Source organism: Providencia sp. LY12, from assembly GCF_057621555.1.
This window is the reverse complement of record NZ_CM172594.1, coordinates 1593908-1613834: the sequence shown is the minus strand read 5'-3', so window position 1 is coordinate 1613834 and position 19927 is coordinate 1593908. Positions and strand designations below refer to the sequence as shown.

23 protein-coding genes are annotated in these 19927 nt (G+C 38.6%); 7 read left to right on the top strand and 16 right to left on the bottom strand.

The genetic code is table 11. The features are described from left to right. The first annotated feature begins 204 nt into the window (after window positions 1–204). Window positions 205–642 (top strand): GNAT family N-acetyltransferase, encoded by a 438-nt coding sequence (locus ACY3ZI_RS07400; protein ID WP_487376820.1) that lies wholly within the window; start codon window positions 205–207, stop codon window positions 640–642. Between the two features lie 10 nt (window positions 643–652). Here ACY3ZI_RS07400 and ACY3ZI_RS07395 read toward each other — a convergent pair whose 3' ends face one another. The 6 genes from ACY3ZI_RS07395 to ACY3ZI_RS07370 all read right to left on the bottom strand — a co-directional run bounded on the left by ACY3ZI_RS07395 (window position 653) and on the right by ACY3ZI_RS07370 (window position 6919). Next, on the bottom strand, window positions 653–1186 hold the full coding sequence (locus ACY3ZI_RS07395; RefSeq protein WP_487376818.1) for a GNAT family N-acetyltransferase: 534 nt from the start codon (window positions 1184–1186) through the stop codon (window positions 653–655). A gap of 133 nt (window positions 1187–1319) precedes the next feature. Beyond that, entirely contained in the window at window positions 1320–1976 is a 657-nt protein-coding gene (gene fdnI, locus ACY3ZI_RS07390) for a formate dehydrogenase-N subunit gamma (RefSeq protein WP_036951972.1), read from the bottom strand. After that, window positions 1969–2856: a formate dehydrogenase subunit beta gene (gene fdxH / locus ACY3ZI_RS07385; RefSeq protein WP_165906918.1), complete on the bottom strand. Its 888-nt coding sequence runs from the start codon at window positions 2854–2856 to the stop codon at window positions 1969–1971. The genes fdnI and fdxH overlap by 8 nt, the downstream gene beginning before the upstream one ends. Before the next feature lie 11 nt (window positions 2857–2867). Then, on the bottom strand, window positions 2868–5915 hold the full coding sequence (gene fdnG / locus ACY3ZI_RS07380; protein ID WP_211885172.1) for a formate dehydrogenase-N subunit alpha: 3048 nt from the start codon (window positions 5913–5915) through the stop codon (window positions 2868–2870). Between the two features lie 351 nt (window positions 5916–6266). Then, a complete protein-coding gene (locus ACY3ZI_RS07375) occupies window positions 6267–6590 on the bottom strand; it encodes a YnfA family protein (RefSeq protein ID WP_211885171.1) in 324 nt (107 codons plus the stop codon). 62 nt (window positions 6591–6652) lie between these two features. Beyond that, a complete protein-coding gene (locus tag ACY3ZI_RS07370; RefSeq protein ID WP_036951591.1) occupies window positions 6653–6919 on the bottom strand; it encodes a DUF2798 domain-containing protein in 267 nt (88 codons plus the stop codon). A gap of 271 nt (window positions 6920–7190) precedes the next feature. On the opposite strand from ACY3ZI_RS07370, the gene ACY3ZI_RS07365 reads away from it, so the two are divergent. The 3 genes from ACY3ZI_RS07365 (at window position 7191) to ACY3ZI_RS07355 (ending at window position 9640) form a co-directional block, all read left to right on the top strand. Next, window positions 7191–7745, top strand: a complete 555-nt coding sequence (locus ACY3ZI_RS07365; RefSeq protein ID WP_487376814.1) for a dihydrofolate reductase family protein — start codon at window positions 7191–7193, stop codon at window positions 7743–7745. Further along, window positions 7745–8338, top strand: a complete 594-nt coding sequence (locus tag ACY3ZI_RS07360) for a TetR/AcrR family transcriptional regulator (protein ID WP_211885168.1) — start codon at window positions 7745–7747, stop codon at window positions 8336–8338. Before ACY3ZI_RS07365 ends, ACY3ZI_RS07360 begins: the two co-directional genes overlap by 1 nt. A 150-nt stretch (window positions 8339–8488) precedes the next feature. Then, window positions 8489–9640, top strand: a complete 1152-nt coding sequence (locus ACY3ZI_RS07355) for a beta-ketoacyl-ACP synthase III (RefSeq protein WP_036951597.1) — start codon at window positions 8489–8491, stop codon at window positions 9638–9640. A gap of 130 nt (window positions 9641–9770) precedes the next feature. Here ACY3ZI_RS07355 and ACY3ZI_RS07350 read toward each other — a convergent pair whose 3' ends face one another. Continuing rightward, complete coding sequence (locus ACY3ZI_RS07350; RefSeq protein ID WP_036951599.1) at window positions 9771–10199, bottom strand: TOBE domain-containing protein; 429 nt, start codon at window positions 10197–10199, stop codon at window positions 9771–9773. Window positions 10200–10625: 426 nt separating this feature from the next. Between ACY3ZI_RS07350 and ACY3ZI_RS07345 the strand changes: the two genes are divergently transcribed. After that, window positions 10626–11810: a YadA C-terminal domain-containing protein gene (locus tag ACY3ZI_RS07345; protein WP_487376811.1), complete on the top strand. Its 1185-nt coding sequence runs from the start codon at window positions 10626–10628 to the stop codon at window positions 11808–11810. Between the two features lie 103 nt (window positions 11811–11913). Here ACY3ZI_RS07345 and can read toward each other — a convergent pair whose 3' ends face one another. Both can and ACY3ZI_RS07335 read right to left on the bottom strand, forming a co-directional pair. Further along, window positions 11914–12597, bottom strand: coding sequence for a carbonate dehydratase (gene can, locus ACY3ZI_RS07340; RefSeq protein WP_211885166.1), 684 nt, complete (start codon window positions 12595–12597; stop codon window positions 11914–11916). 87 nt (window positions 12598–12684) lie between these two features. Continuing rightward, window positions 12685–13230: a hemagglutinin repeat-containing protein gene (locus ACY3ZI_RS07335; protein WP_487376809.1), complete on the bottom strand. Its 546-nt coding sequence runs from the start codon at window positions 13228–13230 to the stop codon at window positions 12685–12687. Window positions 13231–13319: 89 nt separating this feature from the next. On the opposite strand from ACY3ZI_RS07335, the gene ACY3ZI_RS07330 reads away from it, so the two are divergent. Beyond that, entirely contained in the window at window positions 13320–13586 is a 267-nt protein-coding gene (locus ACY3ZI_RS07330; RefSeq protein WP_487376807.1) for a SymE family type I addiction module toxin, read from the top strand. Window positions 13587–13607: 21 nt separating this feature from the next. On the opposite strand, the gene ACY3ZI_RS07325 is transcribed toward ACY3ZI_RS07330, so the two are convergent. The 4 genes from ACY3ZI_RS07325 to ACY3ZI_RS07310 form a co-directional block, all read right to left on the bottom strand. Continuing rightward, a complete protein-coding gene (locus ACY3ZI_RS07325) occupies window positions 13608–13886 on the bottom strand; it encodes a YrhB domain-containing protein (protein ID WP_487376805.1) in 279 nt (92 codons plus the stop codon). Continuing rightward, window positions 13886–14167: a toxin glutamine deamidase domain-containing protein gene (locus ACY3ZI_RS07320; protein ID WP_487376803.1), complete on the bottom strand. Its 282-nt coding sequence runs from the start codon at window positions 14165–14167 to the stop codon at window positions 13886–13888. The genes ACY3ZI_RS07325 and ACY3ZI_RS07320 overlap by 1 nt, the downstream gene beginning before the upstream one ends. Beyond that, window positions 14125–14553: a hypothetical protein gene (locus ACY3ZI_RS07315; RefSeq protein ID WP_487376801.1), complete on the bottom strand. Its 429-nt coding sequence runs from the start codon at window positions 14551–14553 to the stop codon at window positions 14125–14127. Before ACY3ZI_RS07315 ends, ACY3ZI_RS07320 begins: the two co-directional genes overlap by 43 nt. Window positions 14554–14933: 380 nt before the next feature. Beyond that, complete coding sequence (locus tag ACY3ZI_RS07310; protein ID WP_487376799.1) at window positions 14934–15287, bottom strand: hypothetical protein; 354 nt, start codon at window positions 15285–15287, stop codon at window positions 14934–14936. A 162-nt stretch (window positions 15288–15449) separates the two neighbouring features. Here ACY3ZI_RS07310 and ACY3ZI_RS07305 point away from each other — a divergent pair, with 162 nt between their 5' ends. Next, entirely contained in the window at window positions 15450–15947 is a 498-nt protein-coding gene (locus tag ACY3ZI_RS07305) for a hypothetical protein (protein ID WP_211885165.1), read from the top strand. A gap of 159 nt (window positions 15948–16106) precedes the next feature. Here the strand turns inward: ACY3ZI_RS07305 and ACY3ZI_RS07300 are convergent, their stop codons facing one another. From ACY3ZI_RS07300 to ACY3ZI_RS07290, 3 genes are all read right to left on the bottom strand, one after another. After that, on the bottom strand, window positions 16107–17522 hold the full coding sequence (locus tag ACY3ZI_RS07300; RefSeq protein ID WP_036951608.1) for an NAD(P)/FAD-dependent oxidoreductase: 1416 nt from the start codon (window positions 17520–17522) through the stop codon (window positions 16107–16109). A gap of 531 nt (window positions 17523–18053) precedes the next feature. Then, window positions 18054–18518 carry a GNAT family N-acetyltransferase gene (locus ACY3ZI_RS07295; RefSeq protein ID WP_211885163.1) on the bottom strand — a complete coding sequence of 155 codons (465 nt, stop codon included), beginning with the start codon at window positions 18516–18518 and terminating at the stop codon, window positions 18054–18056. A 58-nt stretch (window positions 18519–18576) separates the two neighbouring features. Then, window positions 18577–19122 carry a GNAT family N-acetyltransferase gene (locus ACY3ZI_RS07290; RefSeq protein WP_487376796.1) on the bottom strand — a complete coding sequence of 182 codons (546 nt, stop codon included), beginning with the start codon at window positions 19120–19122 and terminating at the stop codon, window positions 18577–18579. Window positions 19123–19927: the final 805 nt, after the last annotated feature.

Below are 19927 nucleotides of genomic sequence, written 5' to 3'. Positions count from 1 at the left end.
AACATAATCAAACAATAAACACTGCAATAAAATAAAGTATAGTGCTTATATGAATTTCGGAAACATATCCTCTAATAATGAAGCAGTTATCTTTTTTTTCTGCGATTAATATCCCAAAAATGCTCCTTAACTAAAATAACCATCAAATATTGACATTAACTAGCCATAATTTAAGATGAATTTTCACTATAAGGATAAAATGCAATGAATATTCAGCCCGCCACTGTCGAACATTACGATGAGATCATTCATCTTTGGGAGGCTTCTGTAAGAGCAACTCATGATTTTCTGCCAGAAAAGAACATAGAAATGCTAAAAACACCCATTAGGGAACAATACTTACCTAATTTGTCTGTTTTTGTGACTTTTGATCCTAACGGCAAAATAGCGGGCTTTTTAGGTACGGGCGAAAATCGTCTAGAAATGTTGTTTATTCCCCCCCTTGCAAGAGGGACAGGCATTGGTAAACAACTCCTGAATTACGCCATTGAACACTTAGGTGTGAATGAAGTTGATGTGAATGAGCAAAATCCGCAAGCAGTTGGTTTCTATCAACACATGGGATTTGTTCAATATGCTCGTTCCGAACTTGATGGGGAAGGAAATCCATTTCCTTTACTGCATATGCGATTAGCTAAATAGCGACAGATTGTTATAGATAATGGCTATTCATCACTGTATTCACCAGAAAATGATTAAATACGTCATACTGACTAAACGTAAAAGGCGTATTTAAGCTTAAAATTTCCAGCTTATGAGGCGCATACTGGGCGTTATAGCATGGATGGTGATGGACATAGTCATTTCTGACAAAGCCATTTTTTTCATAGAAATGAAGACGTTTTCTTGCAACTTCATCGACTAATGGGTCTATCTCCAACACTATCTGTGGGTACAACTGGCACAGTGCGGTCAACGATTTTTGGCCGTAACCTGCCCCACGAATATGTTGGTCAATCGCAAAATGTTCAATATAGAAAAAGGCATCAATAGCCCACCCACCGATAAATCCAACAAACTGATTGTTGTCTGTAATTTTATATAAATAGTATTGCTCTAGAGGGAGTAATGCCGCTCGCCCTGCATAAGAACGTTTTTCATGGTCAGGAAATGAAATATCGTATAGCGCATTAATTAATTCATTATCGTGTTTATCATTTACAGAAATTCTTACCAGCTCAACCATTTCCCCTCCTAAATGACTCAATACAATCAACCTCAAATAAGACATTCTTTAAACATAAAAAAGCCACTGTCATTGTGTAACCTTTTCGGTAACGTCAACAACAGTGGCTTATATTACTTAATTGACAGCGAAATTACTGGCTTTTTTCAGCTTCCGCTTTGGCTTCTTTCGCTTCAACATCGCGATACCAACGTGGGTGATGTTTCTTCGCCCAGCGACGGCTAACTTTACCTTCAATCATGCCGTTGATAGATCCTTTAACCCAAAATGCCATATACATGTGGATTAAAATTGCATGGATCAGAATAATTGCCGCTAATGCATGAATCAAAATACTCCAACGCACCATCCAGATTGGGAATAAATGTGCGAAATAAGGACGCCACATGATAATCCCGGTGACCAAAAGTACAAAAATCATACTCATGATACTCCAGAACATCATTTTTTGACCGGCGTTGTATTTGCCCACATCAGCCACTTTATGTTCATTACCTTTGAGAACTTGAACAATATTCAGTAGCCAAGGAATATCTTTTCTATCTGGGATATTGTGTTTTACAAAGCGCACAAACATAAACATCAGCACGACGAAAATAAGCACACCGAAGAAAGGATGCAAAATTCGTCCCATCTGTGGCGTACCGAAAGTTTCAGTCAGCCACTTCAAGGTTGGGAAAAACAGTGCAATACCCGACAATGCGACTAAGAAGAAGCTGATAACCACTGTCCAGTGGCACGCCCGGTCAATAAATTTAGTCCGAACGATCATTTTGCTCTTTTTACTCATGGTCATCTTTCTCCTCTTCATCATCCACTTCTTTGTTTGGACCAATACCCACATAGTGGAAAATCAGCCCTGCAAATGTGGCGATAAAGCCCGCTACCGATAATGGTTTCAGGATGCTTTGCCATAGATTAATTGGTGTATCAATCTGTGGGTCTTTTGGTAATCCATGATAAAGCTCAGGTTTATCCGCATGATGTAGCACGTACACCACATGAGTTCCCCCAACACCTTCAGGATCATAAATGCCAGCTTGGGCATAACCCCGTTTTTGCAGTTTTTCAACACGCTCCGCGCCGTATTCCAGCATTTCGTTTTTAGTACCAAAACGAATAGCACCTGTCGGGCAAGTTTTCACGCAAGCCGGTTCTTGCCCCACGGCAACACGGTCAACACATAATGTACATTTGTACACACGATTATCTTTTGGATTTAATCGAGGAATGTTGAACGGGCAACCCGCGATACAGTAACCACAACCAATACAGTGTTCCGATTGGAAATCCACAATACCGTTAGCATATTGAATAATCGCACCCGCAGATGGGCATGACTTCAAGCAACCTGGATCGGTACAGTGCATACAGCCATCCTTACGGATAAGCCATTCCAATTTGCCTTGCTCACTGACTTCGCTAAAACGCATCACTGTCCAAGATTTGGCACTTAAATCGGTTGGGTTATCGTAAACCCCAACGCAGTGTCCTACTTCATCACGGATATCATTCCATTCTGAACATGCCACCTGACAGGCTTTACAGCCGATACAGGATGACACGTCAATCAGTTTGCAGACTTCAAATTTATCGTCACGCGCCTGTGGTGGAGGCGTAATGCTATTGGTCGCGGAACGTTTAATAATGTCTTGAGATTGCATGGACATAGTTCCCTCCCTTACGCCTTCTCAATGTTAACTAAAAACGCTTTATACTCAGGAGTCTGAGAGTTAGCGTCCCCCACAGATGGCGTTAACGTGTTGGTAATAAAGCCTTTTTGCGTTGCACCCTCAAAGCCCCAGTGAATAGGTAGACCCACTGTTTCAATCGGTTTACCGTCAACCATCAGGGTTTGCAGACGTGGTGTTACCACGGCAATCGCTTTAATAAAGCCGCGTTTACTGCTGACTTTAACCTTATCACCCAAAGCGATACCTTTGGATTTCGCTAAGGTTTCACTGATTTCCACAAACTGTTCTGGCTGAGCAATGGCGTTCAAGCGCGCATGCTTCGTCCAAGTGTGGAAATGCTCTGTTAAGCGATAAGTGGTTCCGACATACGGGAATTCTTTATGATCGCCAAGACGTTTCTTGTCATCTTCAAAAATTCGCGCAGCAGGGTTAGAAACTACATTTGGATGTAGTGGGTTAGTTCCCAATGGCGTTTCAAATGGCTCGTAGTGCTCAGGGAATGGACCTTCTGCCATCTTATCAATTGCAAACAGACGACCTAAACCTTCTGGCTGCATAATAAATGGTCCAGTACCGACTTCTGGTGCCGAAGCGTTAAAGTCAGGAACATCGTTTCCGACCCACTTCTTACCGTTCCACTCAATCAGAACCAGATCTTTATTCCATGGCTTACCTTTGGTATCACAAGAGGCACGGTTATAGATAACACGGCGGTTTAATGGCCATGCCCATGCCCAACCCAATGTATTACCAATGCCGGATGGGTCGCTGTTATCGCGATTCGCCATCTGATTGCCTTTTTCGGTCCAGCTACCCGTGTAGATCCAGCAAGAAGATGCCGTTGAACCATCCGCGCGTAACAGAGCGAATGAATTCAGAAGCTCGCCTTTTTTCGCTTGTAAGTTGCCATCAGCATCATATAAGTCGACCAGTGCAACCCCGTTGTTCTCTTTCGCCACTTCTTCCGATTCCGGATGGAATTGACGTTTATAATCCCAACGCATTTGCAGCAATGGTTCGCGACCTTTACCACCTTCTTGTTCATACATCTCACGGATTTTGTGCAAGATACCCGTTAAGATTTGACCATCGTTACGCGCTTCACCCGGGGCGTCCGCCGCTTTCCAATGCCACTGTAACCAGCGACCGGAGTTAGCAATGGAGCCATCTTCTTCCGCAAAGCAGGTTGAAGGTAGACGGAAAACTTCCGTTTGAATGGAAGCTGGGTCAACGTCGTTCATTTCGCCGTGATTCTGCCAGAAGTTCGCTGTTTCGGTGGTTAATGGGTCAACCACGATTAAATATTTCAGCTTACTTAAGCAGCTAACCACTTTGTTTTTATCTGGGAACGAGGCAACTGGGTTAAAGCCTTGGCAGATGTAGCCGTTGACTTTATCTTTGCTCATCATGTCAAAATACTTCATAACATCATAAGCTTGATCCCATTTAGGTAACCAATCAAAGCCCCATTGGTTCTCTGGTTGAGCCGCATCACCGTAGAATGATTTCATCAAGCTGACGAAGAATTTCGGATAGTTGCTCCAGTAGTTAACCTGATTGGGTAATGTGGCTTTTGGCGTATTCGCGGCTAAATAGCTATCAACATCTAACTGTTTTTCTGATGGCAGCGTTAAATAGCCCGGAAGGCTCGTCGATAGCAGACCTAAATCTGTTAAGCCTTGAATGTTTGAGTGTCCACGTAGCGCATTCACCCCACCACCACAAATCCCCATGTTGCCTAAAAGCAGCTGGATCATCGCCATGGTACGGATGTTTTGCGCGCCCACTGTATGCTGAGTCCAACCTAATGCGTACAGGAATGTCCCCGCTTTATCTGCGGCGCTCGTGGTTGCCAGAATTTCACACACTTTTAAGAAGTCTGCTTGTGATGTACCACAGATTCGTTCAACCATTTCAGGGGTATAGCGGGAAACGTGTTTTCTTAGCAGATTCCAAACACAACGCGGATCTTGTAACGTGTCATCACGTAATGCATGACCATTTTCATCAAACTTATAGTTCCAACTGGTTTTGTCATAACGACCTTTTTCAGCGTCATAGCCACTGAATAAGCCATCGTTAAAGTCAAAATCATCTCTAACAATCAAAGATGCGTTGGTATAGTTCTGAACGTATTCTGCATTTATTTTATTATTTTCAATAAGATAAAGTAGAACACCAGAAAGGAAGGTAATATCCGTTCCTGAACGAATTGGCACGTAATGATCGGCCACCGATGCGGTACGCGTGAAGCGCGGGTCTACCACAATCAAGGTTGCATCATTATTGTTTTTCGCTTCAATCGCCCAACGGAATCCGACAGGGTGAGCTTCAGCGGCGTTACCGCCCATCACCACAATCACATTGGCGTTTTTAATATCAACCCAGTGGTTGGTCATCGCACCGCGACCAAATGTTGGAGCAAGACTTGCTACCGTTGGTCCGTGTCAGACACGCGCTTGGTTGTCGACCGCTAACATACCGAGCGATCGTGCGAATTTTTGGGTTAACATCCCCGTTTCATTGCTAGCCGCAGAGGCGCAAAGCATCCCTGTTGATAACCAGCGATTGACAGTGGCGCCTTGTTCATTTTTTTCAATAAAGTTGGCATCACGGTCATCTTTCATTAAGCGGGCAATGCGCGTAAAAGCATCGTCCCAGCTAATGCGTTCCCATTTATTCGAGCCTGGTGCGCGATATTCAGGATAACGTAAACGACTGTCACTACGAATGTAATCCAGTAACCCCGCCCCTTTCGGACACAGAGCACCGCGATTCACTGGATGATCGGCATCACCCTCAACGTGGAAGATGGCAGAGCGAGCATTCATTGCCCCATCACCCATACTATAAATCAGCAATCCACAACCCACGGAACAATAGGTACAAGTATTACGCGTTTCTTTCGAACGCAATAATTTATTTTCACGTACATTAGCCATTGCCATTCCTGGCATAAAACCTAACGCAGCTACAGTTGTACCTGCCATCCCGCCGGCGCAGATTTTAAAAAACTTTCTGCGACTGACGTTCATTATTAACCTCTTTTTATTTTTGTATATTCGCGGGAGAGAATATCAGTCACTTGTAATTAGATATTGCCTAAAATCAATGAAAGTGAAAATAAAGGTTAATTAATGTCATTTAGGTAGTTAATTAGCCATTAAAAATACCACTTAATGGGTAATTATTGTTAAATTGATTTGGATCAATTAGATAGATTATTTGAATTAAGTAATAAATTAAGTTAAATAAAGATAATGCAAATGAATTTTAATTAGATTAGAAAATGTTTTCTATATTGTGGTTTATACCTACATAAAAATAGATAACCAATCCATATATTAAGCTAGACATTTAAAATTAACTTAATATATGGATAATTATTATTTCCAACCGCTAATAATAATACCAGCACCAAGTAAAACCACCAGCGCACCAATCAAATCTGTAGCGGCAAGGGAAACACCATCAACGACTTTTAGCCAGATCAATGCCGTCACAATATAAATGCCTCCATAGGTTGCATAAATACGTCCGCTGGCTTCAGGGTGTAACGTTAACAACCAAACAAACAGTATTAAACTGAGTACGGTGGGTACTAACAGCCAAATACTTCCCTGTTTTTTCATCCATAAATAAGGGAAGTAGCAACCTAAAATTTCTGCTATCGCAGTTAAAAAAAATAATCCAATAATTTTTAATGACATAAAAATGTTTTCTTCTCAATAAAATCACTATTTATGCCACCTAATAATAGGTGGCATATTGTTTAAGCTTGCTTAACAAATAGCAGAGATACACGTCTTGCAATAGGCAAAACAAATAATACTGTTGGGAATGCAATCATCCATGAAATAGCCCATGAACTAATCCAAGGCTCATAAATTTCGGAGGTGAATCCTAGCGCACGAAGAGTACTTATTAGTGAAACAATACCGCTCATCACCAAAGATAAAAAGAAAGGCACCAGAAAAAATAGGGCTCTCATAGGAAGTTTAGGTATACCTAATACATAATTACGGTCTTGATATGACATACAGTCTCCATTAATCAGCGGATACACAACAGCATATAACTGTTGGTACAACAAAGTTATATGCGTTGATTAACGTAAACGCTTACGAGTCTTAGAGACCAATTGAGAATCATTCTAATCTTTAGATATACTTTGTCAATATACCTTTTTACACCTGCCCTAATCCATTTTATGCAGATTATCCTGATAAGGAATTAAGCACTTCACTATTGCAAATTCTACCTATCCATTTATTATACGCCGTATAATAAATTAGAGCGAGAATACAGTGATGACGACTGGACATGTATTTATTGCAACCAGCATTGATGGCTTTATAGCCCGTGAAAACGGCGATATCAGCTGGTTACTTCAATTAGATTCAACCGGTGAAGATCACGGTTATGATACATTTATTGCCAATATTGATGTGATTATTATGGGTAGAGGTACCTATGAGACAATAAAACATGTTCAACCTTGGTTTTATAATCGTCCGGTCATTGTGCTATCAAAAGTACTCGCTCAAGAAACTATCCCTGAAGAATTAATAGGAAAAGTACGCTTCATTGACCTATCCCCTAAAGAAGTCATGCAGATGCTAAAAGTAGAGGGATATCATCATGCCTATATTGATGGCGGGAAAGTAGTTCAATCTTTTATTTCTGAAGGCTTGATTCATGATCTTATCATCACTCGAATCCCCATTTTATTAGGTTCTGGTCGCCCATTGCTTGGTAAAATTCCTAACGATATTCACTTATACCATACACAAACTAAAACCTTTGATTCTGGATTTATCCAATCCCACTATGAAATAAAACAATCCTCGGATGAAGGCGAATAATGATGGATAAAGCATTGGTAGCAATAACACGAACGGTAGGACGCCCAAATAAGAAACAACCAAAAATATCAGCGGAGGCAATTGTCAGTGCAGCAATCATATTTATTGATTCCCATGGATTCTCAGCACTCAGTATGCGATCGCTCGCTAAAGAAATGGGCATTAACCCCATGACAATTTATTACTATTTTGAAGACAAAGAGTGTTTAGTCAAATCGATTGCTAACCATGTTTACGCTAAGGTAATGCCTTGTTTATCGAGAACACCCATCGAACAAATCAAGCACCTCTTAACTGAATACCGAGAATGTATTGTTCGTTATCCTGAATTAACGTTATCAATATTTAATCACCCAAATGCGTTTCCTGAAGAGGCACAGCGGATAACCAATACTCTAATCGAGCTTGCGATAGAATTAAAATACTCTTTAGAGCAAGCCACGCTCTGGATACATATTTTAATTGATTTTACTCATGGCGCTGCACTCGCTGTATCAAATAGGAAAAATATGGATAATTACATCAGCGATATAAATTATTACCACCAAAGTATTGATGCTTTATTATATAATTTAAATAATGACTATATTTAATAACATAGCTAAGATACTAAACAATGGTTTTGAATAATATTATTTATTAGTTAGTTAAATAATTTATTCCCATTGTAATTAACGTTTTCAGGTATATTTCTTTGCTCACATAAACATTTAGAATATTTAATTTAATTAAATAGAGAAAATATGAGCAAAATTAATACATATATTACAAAAACGTCTATATTCCTCCCCGGTGAAGCCGTTGATAATAAAAATATAGAACATGTTTTAGGTTATATTGGTGAAAAGGCATCCCGTTCCCTTCGAATTGTGCTGAAAAGTAATGGAATCAAAAAACGCCATTATGTCCTCAACCCTTCCTCTGGCGTGGCTAATTTTAACAATGCACAAGTTACTGCAAAATCCATTCATGGATTAGTTGATAGTGATTTTTCCCTCAATGATATTGAATGCCTAGCCACAGGCACGACGCTGCCCGATCAACTAATGCCAGGTCACGGCGTCATGGTTCATGGGGAACTTGGAAATAAACCCTGTGAAGTTGTTTCAACATCCGGCATTTGCTTAGCAGGCTTAACTTCGTTGAAATATGCTTATTTGTCCGTCAGTTCTGGAACAACTACCAATGCAGTTTCAGCCGCATCAGAAGTTGTCTCTCCCGTTTTACATGCACGTAATTTCCAAGCTGAAAATGAGGCATTGGTCGAACAATTAGTTCAGCGCCCAGAAATTGCTTTTGAAAAAGACTTTCTACGTTGGATGCTTTCCGATGGAGCCGGTGCATTCTTGCTGAAAAATCAACCTAATCCACATAGCTTATCATTACGCATTGATTGGATTGATATCTCATCGTACGCGAATGAAATTCCTGCATGTATGTATGCTGGGGCAGAAAAAGACAGTGACGGAAAATTAATTAGTTGGAAGCAGTTGAAACAAGAAGAATGGATTACACGTTCAATTTTTTCCATTAAACAAGATGTACGTTTACTTAATGAAAATATCATCGCCTTAGCGCTAAAAAAACCACTACAAAAAGTCATCGAAAAATATGGAATTTCAGCAAATAATATAGACTGGTTCCTTCCCCACATTTCATCCGAATATTTTCGTCAACCGGTATCTGAATGCTTGACTGACCTCAACTTTGCGATCCCTCAAGAGCGTTGGTTTACCAATCTCTCAGAGCGAGGAAATACTGGCTCTGCCTCAATCTACATCATGATCCATGAATTATTACATTCAGGGCGTTTAAATAAAGGCGAAAAACTCTTATGCTTTGTTCCTGAAAGTGGTCGTTTCTCTGGTGGATTTATGCATCTAACCGTTGTTTAATTCACTGTTATTAAAAAAAGATATGCTAACCACCTGTTCAAATGGACAATTAAGAATAAATGCAAAAAACTAACTTCTGATAGATAGGTCGTAGAAAAACTACGACCTTGGTAATATTGAGCGGTCTAACTTATTTTTTCGTCGCTAAAATTACACTAGATGCTTTGACAATAGCGGTAACTTTACTGCCTGCCTCTAATTTCATCTCTTCAATGCTATTATTTGTCACAACGGCAGATAATTTCGTTCCGGCATTCGTTGTCAAATGAACAACAGCATTCACACTACCTGTTTCAATCCCATCAATACGTCCACTGAACTGGTTACGAGCCGAAAAAAGATACTCGTGCTCATCCGAAACTAAGACAACCCATGGCGCCTTAATAATCGCAACAGCCTGCTTACCTTTTGCCAAGCCTAACAACTGAGTGCTATTTTTCGTGATCACCGCAGAAATTGTTTCACCATTACCTAAGCTTAAAACCACTTCATCATTAACGGCACCAGCCACAACTGATTCGACCGTTCCTGTAAGCTGATTACGTGCTGAAATTGACATAGAAAACCTCATTTAATGGAACATCAATGAATATTGAAACGATAGTAAGCTTTTTAAATATTGTTTACAAATAATCAAATTTTTTGATCCTTACAAGTGAGTGACGAATCACATTTAGACTTTGAAGCCATAAAATTTATTGTTCTCATGAAAAAAAATGACTTATTTGTGAATTTTAAGTTTTAATTGTTAAATATTAGATCCTAAATTTTAATTAATACCTCACCAGCATATCCTAATTTTTATTTTCATGGGAATAATCTTACTTTTATTTAAAACTGAATGAAAAAAATTAAAAGGCAACAACAATTTATTTAGTTTGTGTAATACGTGAATTCACTATAATTTAATCAACAGGAAACCTTTAATTTATTCCATATAATTACACACAGAAAAATTAACCATTTTATTTAAGAGAATTTTAAAATGAGAAAAATTCAAAAAAGCTATTTATTCTCTATTATGTCAATTTTATTAACCTTTAATGCTGCTGCGGGTGAATTAAAAAATGACTCATTTCCAAGTAGAGCACTAACTAGCTTGCAACCTTCTGATATCCAAAACCAAATTAATAAAGCAGAGATGGAAGCTATTCAGATTGGAACACAATATACCGATAGTAAAGCGGCAGAATTAAATACTGCAATAGAAGCTTCTGAAAAAAATAGTCAAAGTTATACAAATAAAAAAGTGACTGAGTTAAATACTCGAATTTTAACTTCAACAACTCAAGCTATTAGCGTTGGAACCAATTATACTGATGAGCAAGTGAAAATTTTAGATTCCAAGATTCAAAACGCTCAGGCTAATGCTGCCACCGAAAGTAGCCAATATACCGATCAAAAAACTGAGCAATTAAATAAAAATATTAAAGAATCGCAATCCAACGCCATTACTGAAAGTCATCAATACACCGACCAGAAAACTCAGCAACTGAATAATAATATTAAAGAATCGCAATTCAATGCCATTACTGAAAGTCATCAGTATACTGACCAGAAAGCACAGCAGCTGAATAATAATATTAAGGAATCGCAATCCAATGCCATTACTGAAAGTCATCAATACACCGACCAGAAAACTCAGCAACTGAATAATAATATTAAAGAATCGCAATCCAATGCAATTACTGAAAGCAATCAGTATACTGACCAGAAAGCACAGCAGCTGAATAATAATATTAAAGAGTCACAATCTAGTGCGATAACAGAAAGTCACCATTATACAAATCAAAAAGCTGAACAATTAAATACCTCGATTAAAAGTGCTCAATCGAAAGCAATCAGTGATAGTAGAAACTACACAAATCAACGTGTTGATATGTTAGAACAAAATATGAATGGCAGACTCAACTCACTGGATAACAAAATGGATAAAAATGCCGATCGAGCTAACGCGGGTATCGCATCTGTTTCTGCAATGGCTAACATCCCGTATACCAACAACACCAATTTTAGTATGGGAATGGGTTTAGGAAATTATCGTAATGGCAACGCCGTCGCATTTGGTGGACAATATCATGTCAATGATAATATGAATATTCGTAGCTCCATTAGTTGGAATAATGAAGACAGTGCAGTTTATGGTGCTGGTATTGCAGTTGGTTTTTAAACTTATTTCCCAATCAAAAACACCCTCATATAAACTAAAAAAGACTCACTGATATTCATTTATCAATGGGTCTTTTTCGTAAAATTAATTTATAGGTATTATATTAATCCGCGGAGCAACCTGTTGTAAACGGTGCTTTTGTGGTTAAAGCCGCTATCGCTTCACGATAACAAAGCTCCAGTTTTGCTCGGCTATCTGCCGTAATATCAAGATCCACCAAATAACCATCATTAATACCGTAGATCCAACCGTGAACCATAATATCCTGCCCTCTTTTCCATGCAGATTGTAATACGGTGGAGTGGCCCAGATTATAAACTTGCTCAATCACGTTCAATTCACATAAGCGATTAATACGCTCTGTTGGTTTCAGTTCACCTAACATCCTACTATGTTTAAACCAAATATCTCGAATATGCAGCAGCCAATTATCAATTAAACCTAATTCCTTATTGTTAATCGCAGCCTCAACACCACCACAGCCATAATGCCCACAGACAATAATATGTTCCACTTTGAGCACATCAATAGCATATTGAATAGCAGATAAACAGTTGAGATCCGTGTGAACCACCAGATTCGCTATATTTCGATGAACAAATAGATCGCCAGGGCCAACTTTAATTAATTTTTCAGAAGGTACTCGGCTATCGGAGCAACCAATCCATAAAAATTTAGGTTGTTGGTCTTTTGATAATTGTCGAAAAAAGCTAGGGTCTTGTTCTTTAATCGACGTTGCCCATTCCCTGTTATTCACAAATAATTCTTTAATTTTATCCATCGCCATGTGGCACGCTCACTTACAAATCTTGCTATATATGATATTTAAAACGTGTTTATCAAAACGCAATCAATTTAATTAATATGCCTAAATTTACCAGAAGATTACTCTCAATCGGTTAATATGCAAAAAGTAATTTGTAGAGTGCGTGGTGTTGCTCGCCGAGCCACCACCGTTCACATTGGTCAACAAAGAGCCAGCTGCGTTCGTGACAAACTGCTCACCCACGGAGACTTTGCCGGTACTGAACCCGCCACTTTGGCTATCGACCTTGTAGTCAGCTTTGTTTTTGATATCCCCAAAGCCCAGCGTCCCCGTGTCGAGTGTGTTTTTGTCTTTGTCTGCCGTCCATGCGATAGCCGCCCCATCCAGTTGGGTGTGTCTATCAACGGTGATATCAAAGCCGCCTTTGCCCGCTTGAATGCCCGTTTGTTTATCCACCGATTGATAATCGCTGTGCATCTCGGTTTTAGTGGCATTGATGCTGCTGTTCACACCACTCGCTTGGCTAACGCTGCCACCCGCACTCATGCTGGTCTGTTTGGAATCGTATTGGTCGATGGTTTGCTGGCTCGACAGGGTTAAGTCGCCGCCGACCGTGGCTTTGACCGTTTCGCCTTTGAGGTGCGCCCCTGTCACTTTCTAGCGTAGTGATTGATTAGATGAGTGAATTTGAAGGTATATATGTGAGTATGGAAATAGGGATATAACTAAATACGTCTGTAAAATTGAAACACCGACAGCTAAAGAAGAAGGGGTTAAAACCAGACACTATACAGTGGGTTTCCCCGAGCCGCGGTAAACCCAACCCCAGCCCACAACTGACGCTCAGCGGTAAATGGTTGAGTGAGTTAGGGTTTACGGTGGGTAGCAACGTCACTCTCACCCGCCAAGCCGGACAATTGATTATCCAGCGGGTTGAGGGGTGTGAGATCGTTAAGGTAAATCCCAGTATAGAACTGGGATCCAACTATTTATTTGAAGTTAAGCTATAAGTAAAAATAATTTTTATATTCTTATTTTTTACTATTTTTTTGTTCTTCATAATTTTGTAAGTATTTCTCTAAAGGAAATGCGGTTCCTAATTCATGCAATTCCCCTGTATCTTTATCTATAACAAAAGGTGCATTTCCAGCGAGCTGAGCAGAAAACTCTCCTGTTTCAAGGTATTCTTTTGATTGGTAACAAAAGAACCATCCTTCAGAAAAGCGTCCTTGCAACGTAATTACTAATGGAGAATCAGTATGTTTCAAGTATTCATCAGCTTTTTTTATTGCATCATCAAAAGTAATCATTAGTTTGTTCTCAATAGTTGAAATGATTTAAATTGGCTTAAATCCGCAGGTTTGCCCGTTTGTCCATCAAGATACCTAATAGTCCCATTTTGGTTAACAACATTAAATACATGCCCGGTTTGTCCCGGGCCATAGGAACCATAGACAATCCCCCTAGATCCTGAACCTGCATTTAACATTTGCTTAGAGATATTATCGGCCGTAGGTACACTTGTAAATTTAGCCCCATATTGTTTTTCTAATACACTAAGTGGTACCCCTTTGTTACTTGGATTTGGCAATGCTGACGCAGGGTTTCCAGATAAAGTAGAGTCAGTGGCAATAGAGCAGTTAACGCAATTATGGGTACGTCCTGATTCAGGATATCCAGGATTAACATCTCGTATTCCCAATGAGGTAATCCCTCTTGTCCAGTGATAGACACCTGCTTAATGACAAAACACGGGGTTTCCGGCGGAAATTGCAGTTGCGTTTTAGTTATCGGAGCCAATAGACTCACATCAGGGGCTTTTGCCTCAAACTGTTGCTGATGAGCTTGTTGCTGTTGATTCTGATGGTTAAATAAGCGATCTGTGTTGTCTGGTTTTAACAATGAAGCTGTAACTTGTGTAGGGAAACAGAACGGAAAAAACACTAATCCAACAAATATTGAGCGAGTCGTAATCATTAATTTTTTTACATCCATGTCGTATTTATTAAAAAACGACAAAACTTTACATTAATTCTTACAAATGACAATAAGTTAAATTTACATTTTTTGTTAAAAGAGTAATAAGAAGGGAAATTTTACACAAGCAAGTAATAGAAATTAAATTTCAATTTAAATTCAATTATTTAATAGAGAAAAAGCTAATTGATATTCTAATGAAATCTATTTTCCCCACTTAAAAAGAAACCGATTGCTTATCGCCTTGTTAAACTAATTCAATAAATTATAAACTTTGATTTTATATAAAACATAAGAAAAATTACGTTATTTCATCTGGTAAAGTTACGTGTGTTTCAGAATATTCTTGATATGTAATCAGACTAGCAATCTTAATTTTTCTACGCTTCTGCCATTTGCATTTTTAGCCAAAATGCTTGCTGGCATGCGTTAAAAAACTCTTTTCTTTGAGGTAAAACAGAACACCCCGCAGAATCAATAACTTGCCAAATAATCCAACGCTCAGGACATTGGCTATCATTATCGGGAATAGATAATTCAATTTCTTCAGAGCATTGAAGAATAACCCCGTCATGAAATCGCCACTGCCGGATAATTTGCATAACTTCCGACTGGGCATCTTGCTGGCGCTGATCAAAAATAACTTCACATACGGCCTGCTTTTTCATGGTACCTAATATGTATTTTGCTAACATAGTTTCGTTTTTTTCATAAAAATATCGAGCCAATCGCATGCTTAAACAACCTTTATAAACACCTAAAAATCTTAACTCCGTAAAATAATTAGATATCAATTACAAAGTCTAAATAAAACCTAAAAAATACCGTTAATCCTATATCCTCTATTACACTTAAATTATACGTTACTTTATCATTTCAAAAACGAAAGGTTTGTTATGTTTAAAAAATTACTTTTATCGATCATTTTAAGCTGTACGGTTGTTTCTGGCGCTATAGCCAATTCGACCTGTTTGCCTGTGACTAATCAAAGTTTAACGAAAAGCGGTTTACCAACCCCTAAAAATAGCACCTCTTTTGCAAACTACACAGAGGTCACTAATAGCGTTTTCAGTGCCATAACTAAAGATATGACCTCAGAAGAGAGAAATGATGTAGTGTGCACCAAAGATGCCTTTAGCTATTCTATCTATATGTCTAATGAGCAGAAAATCGCGAAGATATGTGAAACAAAAAGCGGCTGTGATGATTTAAAAACCATTTTCCTGGTTATTGCTAACATCGACATTAATGAAGGAACGGAAGCAAAATTAAAAGCGGCAATGGCAAAAGCAGGTATTACAGAAACCAACATTAGAGATACTCCGGCAAAACTAGAGCAATTTATAGGCCAGTACGAAACACAGTTTACCCAGCATTTTGGCGATTTAGAGTAAGGTTACTTTCCAGTCAAACCTAATATCGTTGAGAAATTTAAAAAACGGCTTTATAGTTTTTATCTAATTTTAACTTCCTGTCGATACAAAAAAGCCCTCATATTGAGGGCTTTAGTATTTTTATATCTACATTAATGTCAACAACAGGCTGTACTTAACTTAGAAACGATACAGGCTAAATGCTTTCGGATTAATGATTGGCTCTTTACCTAATAGGATATCTGCGGTCATTTCAGAGGAAACTGGGCTTTCAGTCATACCCCAGCCAGTTGCTGTGTTAATAACCAGACCTGGATATTCCTTAACTTCAGAAATAATTGGGTTTTCATCTGGTGCGATAGCCATCGCTCCGCTCCACTGGTCAATTAATTTAGAGTCTTTAAATGCAGGGAACTCAGTTTTCAATTTTTCTAGAGATGAATTCAGTTCTGGTAAGTCTGGTAATGCCGTCATATCACGGTTTTTCTCAAATGGAGAAACTTCATCTAATTTCCAGCTGGTCTCTTGGGTAAACGAGTTAATCAGCTGTTCGTTTAATGAAATATGAACAGGGAAGTCTGGCAATGCTAACAATGGCAGGTATTTATAGCCATAAGTGAAGGATTCTTTAACAACAGGTGCCACTATCACGCGTGGAGAAGTTGCATAGGTTCCATCGGCTTGTTCACGGAAGTAAATATTGCCCGGCAGAGCAACGTTTCCACCCGGTGCATTTGGTGCCGCGCTAATCAATTGTTGTGATTGATAAGCTGGTAATGTTGGAACATCTACACCCAGATTTTGCATGAACAGACGAGACCAAACGCCGCCCGCAACAACAACTTGAGAAGTTTTGATTGCGCCTTTTTCAGTCACAACATCAGAGATCACACCCGCTTGAGTTTCTAAGCCACGCGCTGCACAGTTGGTATAGATTTTAATACCAATTTTCTTCGCGTATTCAGCCATAACGAATGCAGTAACTTCTGCATCGAAACTACCAGAATCTTCTTCGAAACCTGCAATTTTCCAATCAGACTTAGCACCCCGAAGACGCTGATTTAACTCGCTTCCTTCGATCATGCGTGTTTTGAATGGAATATCAGAGCCAACGTTTTTATGGCGCTCATCCATCCACTGGCGAACGTGAACCAGATCTTCTTCATCCAAAGGGACTTCTACACGACCTTGAGTACGATAAGTGGTATCAACACCCACCTTCGCATTCATATCACGCCAGCGATGTTTGCCTAAATGGTGTAATAAGAAGGTTTCATCGGTCATTTTGTATGTAATTGCCTGACCATAGAATCGAGATGATTGCTCTCCCGCAATGTTCCCTTTTTCTACAATCACGACAGATAACCCACGCTCAGCAAGGTTAATCGCCGTCATTACACCTAAGATACCAGCCCCAATAACAACAACATCAGATTGTTGTGGCAATGCGCCAGGCGTTCCTTCAACAAAACCAACACGTGGTTTACCCGGAACAAATCGCCCTTCACGAGTCAACATCGGAGTTAAAATACCGGCTCCCGCTGCGACAGCGACTACAGAACCACCAATAATAAATTTTCTTCTGGTTATTGCCATTTCGACACAATTCCTTATACACGATCAATATTACTTACCTAACAATTTCACCATTTTATATTATTTGTTAATCATTCGTAAACTATTAGTAAATCATGTTTATTTTATGTGTAATCCCACTTTTTTGTCTAATTACTCAGTTAAAAATAAATAAAAACTTCATTTGTTAATTTTTAAAAATTTTATCATCTCATTGAAAATTATTGATTTAATTGTATTTTTCCGGCGAAAATAATAGCCCTTTGATTTTAAAGGAAAACACATAATAATCCATCATTTTTAGATTATTATTCATTAGCAACTAATGCTTATCGCTATGAAATAATCTCACTTAAAGGCTAACATTATGTGATTAGATCTAAATCACCCATTATGTTAGTAAAAAATACAGATTTTATGAGTGGCGTATGGGTAAGTTATATATTGATATTGCAGATAGGTGTTGAATTTCGAGAATTATGACTACGGTACAAAAATGTTAGAGGATGGCTTCACACATCAAAGCATCAATCAATACTCCGAATCATTTAACTATAATGCCAATCGAACCATCATTGCGTTATGGAGTTGCACTCCTTTCACAATAACTTCTCGACGTTCAACTATTTCAAATTGATGATTTTTAAAAAATTCTTCAGCTGATAAGCTGACATATGACCATAGCTTGTTGATGCTTTTCGTATTAGCCACTTCAACAAGTTTATTCATAAGTGCGGCACCAATTCCGCAGCGAGGCTTCATAACAAAAAAATGGTCAATATACCCGTCATCTTGAAGATCTGCATATCCAACAATCTCTTCATCAATATATGCAATAAACGGCTTTAATGTGTCCATTTTGCTTTGCCAATGCTCACGCTCATATAAATCAGGCGCCCAAGCTTCAAGCTGTTCTTCTGTATAATACGCAGCTGCAATACGATGAACTGAGGTATAAAATATTTCATGCAGTTTTTCTGCATTCTGAGGTTGATAAGACTTTATTTGAATTTTCATATAAATCAGATAGTCACACCTCCAATATCTTTTAAAAACAAGATATTACCCTACACAACTAGGGATGTTGTATTTTAATTCCATTTTCGGGCTTGCGCTTAAACATAATCGTCGTGGATTCAAGAATACCACCAACCGATTGAGCGAAATCAGGAATTTCACCACTTATCTGCCATCCAAGGGAATTATATAAGCTAACCGTTATCCCTTTAGTATTGGTATCCAATGTTAAAAGCCTCAATCCTAAGTTCCATGCAACTTGCTCAGCCTCTTGCATCAATTCTCTTGCAAGTCCTTTACGCCTATATTCAGGTAACACCAATAACTTACAAATTTCTCCTCGGTGTTTACCATTTGGTTTTGCGCATAATTCAAGACCAACAACCCCAACGATTTGATTGTCTAGCTCTGCTGAGATCAGCTTAAAACTATTCGTTGATAACGAATGATTGACGTCAATCCAATAGTTTCTCATCTCATTAATTTGAGCTTCTGCATCAGTATATCCAACGCTTGCACCGCCAAGGACGCACTTATAAAGTACGTTAACAAGCTCATCGATTTTATTTTCACTTAGTTTTTTATCATAGCAATTAATTATCATATTGAGGCCTCAAATTAGAGATACCATTACACAGAATATAATTAGATTTAATCTATGTCTTAATTGAGTTTGCTTGTAACCAAAATCTAGCGAATTGGTTCGAGTTTCCCAGATAATTTGGAGTTAGTTTAAGTATAGAGGGCTGAATTAATAGGGAATGTACAATATCTTTTGGCTTGTCACGCTTAATTGCTTTATTGGCTAGTTCCATAAACCGCCAGTATTGCATAGCGAAATAGTAGCGATTTAAAACGGTATCAGTAAACGTCGGTAGAATGAAATTTTGCTAGAGTGTTTGATAACCTTTGGAATTTATTTGGAATTGAAAGATTTCAGGAGACTTGATTGGAAGTGAAGATGGCGGAGGAGAGAACCATACACGGTTATTATTTCATTGATAATTAATGTTTATTATAATTCCAACTTTCATTTTATACAATTTTCTATACAACCAAGGTCATTGCTAGGCTGTTTTTGATGCCTAATTTTTCTTGGCTTAATGAAACATCTAAGCTGCATAAATATCATCAATGTATAGTTTTATTGCAGATAATGAAATGCCAGCCAGAAATACCCCTCCCTGTAACCTGCCCGTATATTTCACTGACTCCGTTTCAAACGGAATGAGTGATTATCACTGATGCGATTTCAAATAACGGCAATGATTATTTGCGCACCTCAATAAGAGATGTACAAAATAGAATGGGTAGGCTGGTGGACTTATTCGAATTGTCCCGATATTTTCGGGTTAGTTGAACTGATCATCTTTTAGGGAGTTAGTCGCAGGCTAGGCTAGTAATTACAG

Coding starts and splice junctions, on each gene's coding strand:
- ACY3ZI_RS07400 (WP_487376820.1), top strand. CDS start 205: ATGAATATTCAGCCCGCCACTGTCGAACATTACGATGAGATCATTCAT.
- ACY3ZI_RS07395 (WP_487376818.1), bottom strand. CDS start 1,186: ATGGTTGAGCTGGTAAGAATTTCTGTAAATGATAAACACGATAATGAA.
- fdnI (WP_036951972.1), bottom strand. CDS start 1,976: ATGAGTAAAAAGAGCAAAATGATCGTTCGGACTAAATTTATTGACCGG.
- fdxH (WP_165906918.1), bottom strand. CDS start 2,856: ATGTCCATGCAATCTCAAGACATTATTAAACGTTCCGCGACCAATAGC.
- ACY3ZI_RS07375 (WP_211885171.1), bottom strand. CDS start 6,590: ATGTCATTAAAAATTATTGGATTATTTTTTTTAACTGCGATAGCAGAA.
- ACY3ZI_RS07370 (WP_036951591.1), bottom strand. CDS start 6,919: ATGTCATATCAAGACCGTAATTATGTATTAGGTATACCTAAACTTCCT.
- ACY3ZI_RS07365 (WP_487376814.1), top strand. CDS start 7,191: ATGACGACTGGACATGTATTTATTGCAACCAGCATTGATGGCTTTATA.
- ACY3ZI_RS07360 (WP_211885168.1), top strand. CDS start 7,745: ATGATGGATAAAGCATTGGTAGCAATAACACGAACGGTAGGACGCCCA.
- ACY3ZI_RS07355 (WP_036951597.1), top strand. CDS start 8,489: ATGAGCAAAATTAATACATATATTACAAAAACGTCTATATTCCTCCCC.
- ACY3ZI_RS07350 (WP_036951599.1), bottom strand. CDS start 10,199: ATGTCAATTTCAGCACGTAATCAGCTTACAGGAACGGTCGAATCAGTT.
- ACY3ZI_RS07345 (WP_487376811.1), top strand. CDS start 10,626: ATGAGAAAAATTCAAAAAAGCTATTTATTCTCTATTATGTCAATTTTA.
- can (WP_211885166.1), bottom strand. CDS start 12,597: ATGGCGATGGATAAAATTAAAGAATTATTTGTGAATAACAGGGAATGG.
- ACY3ZI_RS07325 (WP_487376805.1), bottom strand. CDS start 13,886: ATGATTACTTTTGATGATGCAATAAAAAAAGCTGATGAATACTTGAAA.
- ACY3ZI_RS07315 (WP_487376801.1), bottom strand. CDS start 14,553: ATGATTACGACTCGCTCAATATTTGTTGGATTAGTGTTTTTTCCGTTC.
- ACY3ZI_RS07310 (WP_487376799.1), bottom strand. CDS start 15,287: ATGCGATTGGCTCGATATTTTTATGAAAAAAACGAAACTATGTTAGCA.
- ACY3ZI_RS07305 (WP_211885165.1), top strand. CDS start 15,450: ATGTTTAAAAAATTACTTTTATCGATCATTTTAAGCTGTACGGTTGTT.
- ACY3ZI_RS07300 (WP_036951608.1), bottom strand. CDS start 17,522: ATGGCAATAACCAGAAGAAAATTTATTATTGGTGGTTCTGTAGTCGCT.
- ACY3ZI_RS07295 (WP_211885163.1), bottom strand. CDS start 18,518: ATGAAAATTCAAATAAAGTCTTATCAACCTCAGAATGCAGAAAAACTG.
- ACY3ZI_RS07290 (WP_487376796.1), bottom strand. CDS start 19,122: ATGATAATTAATTGCTATGATAAAAAACTAAGTGAAAATAAAATCGAT.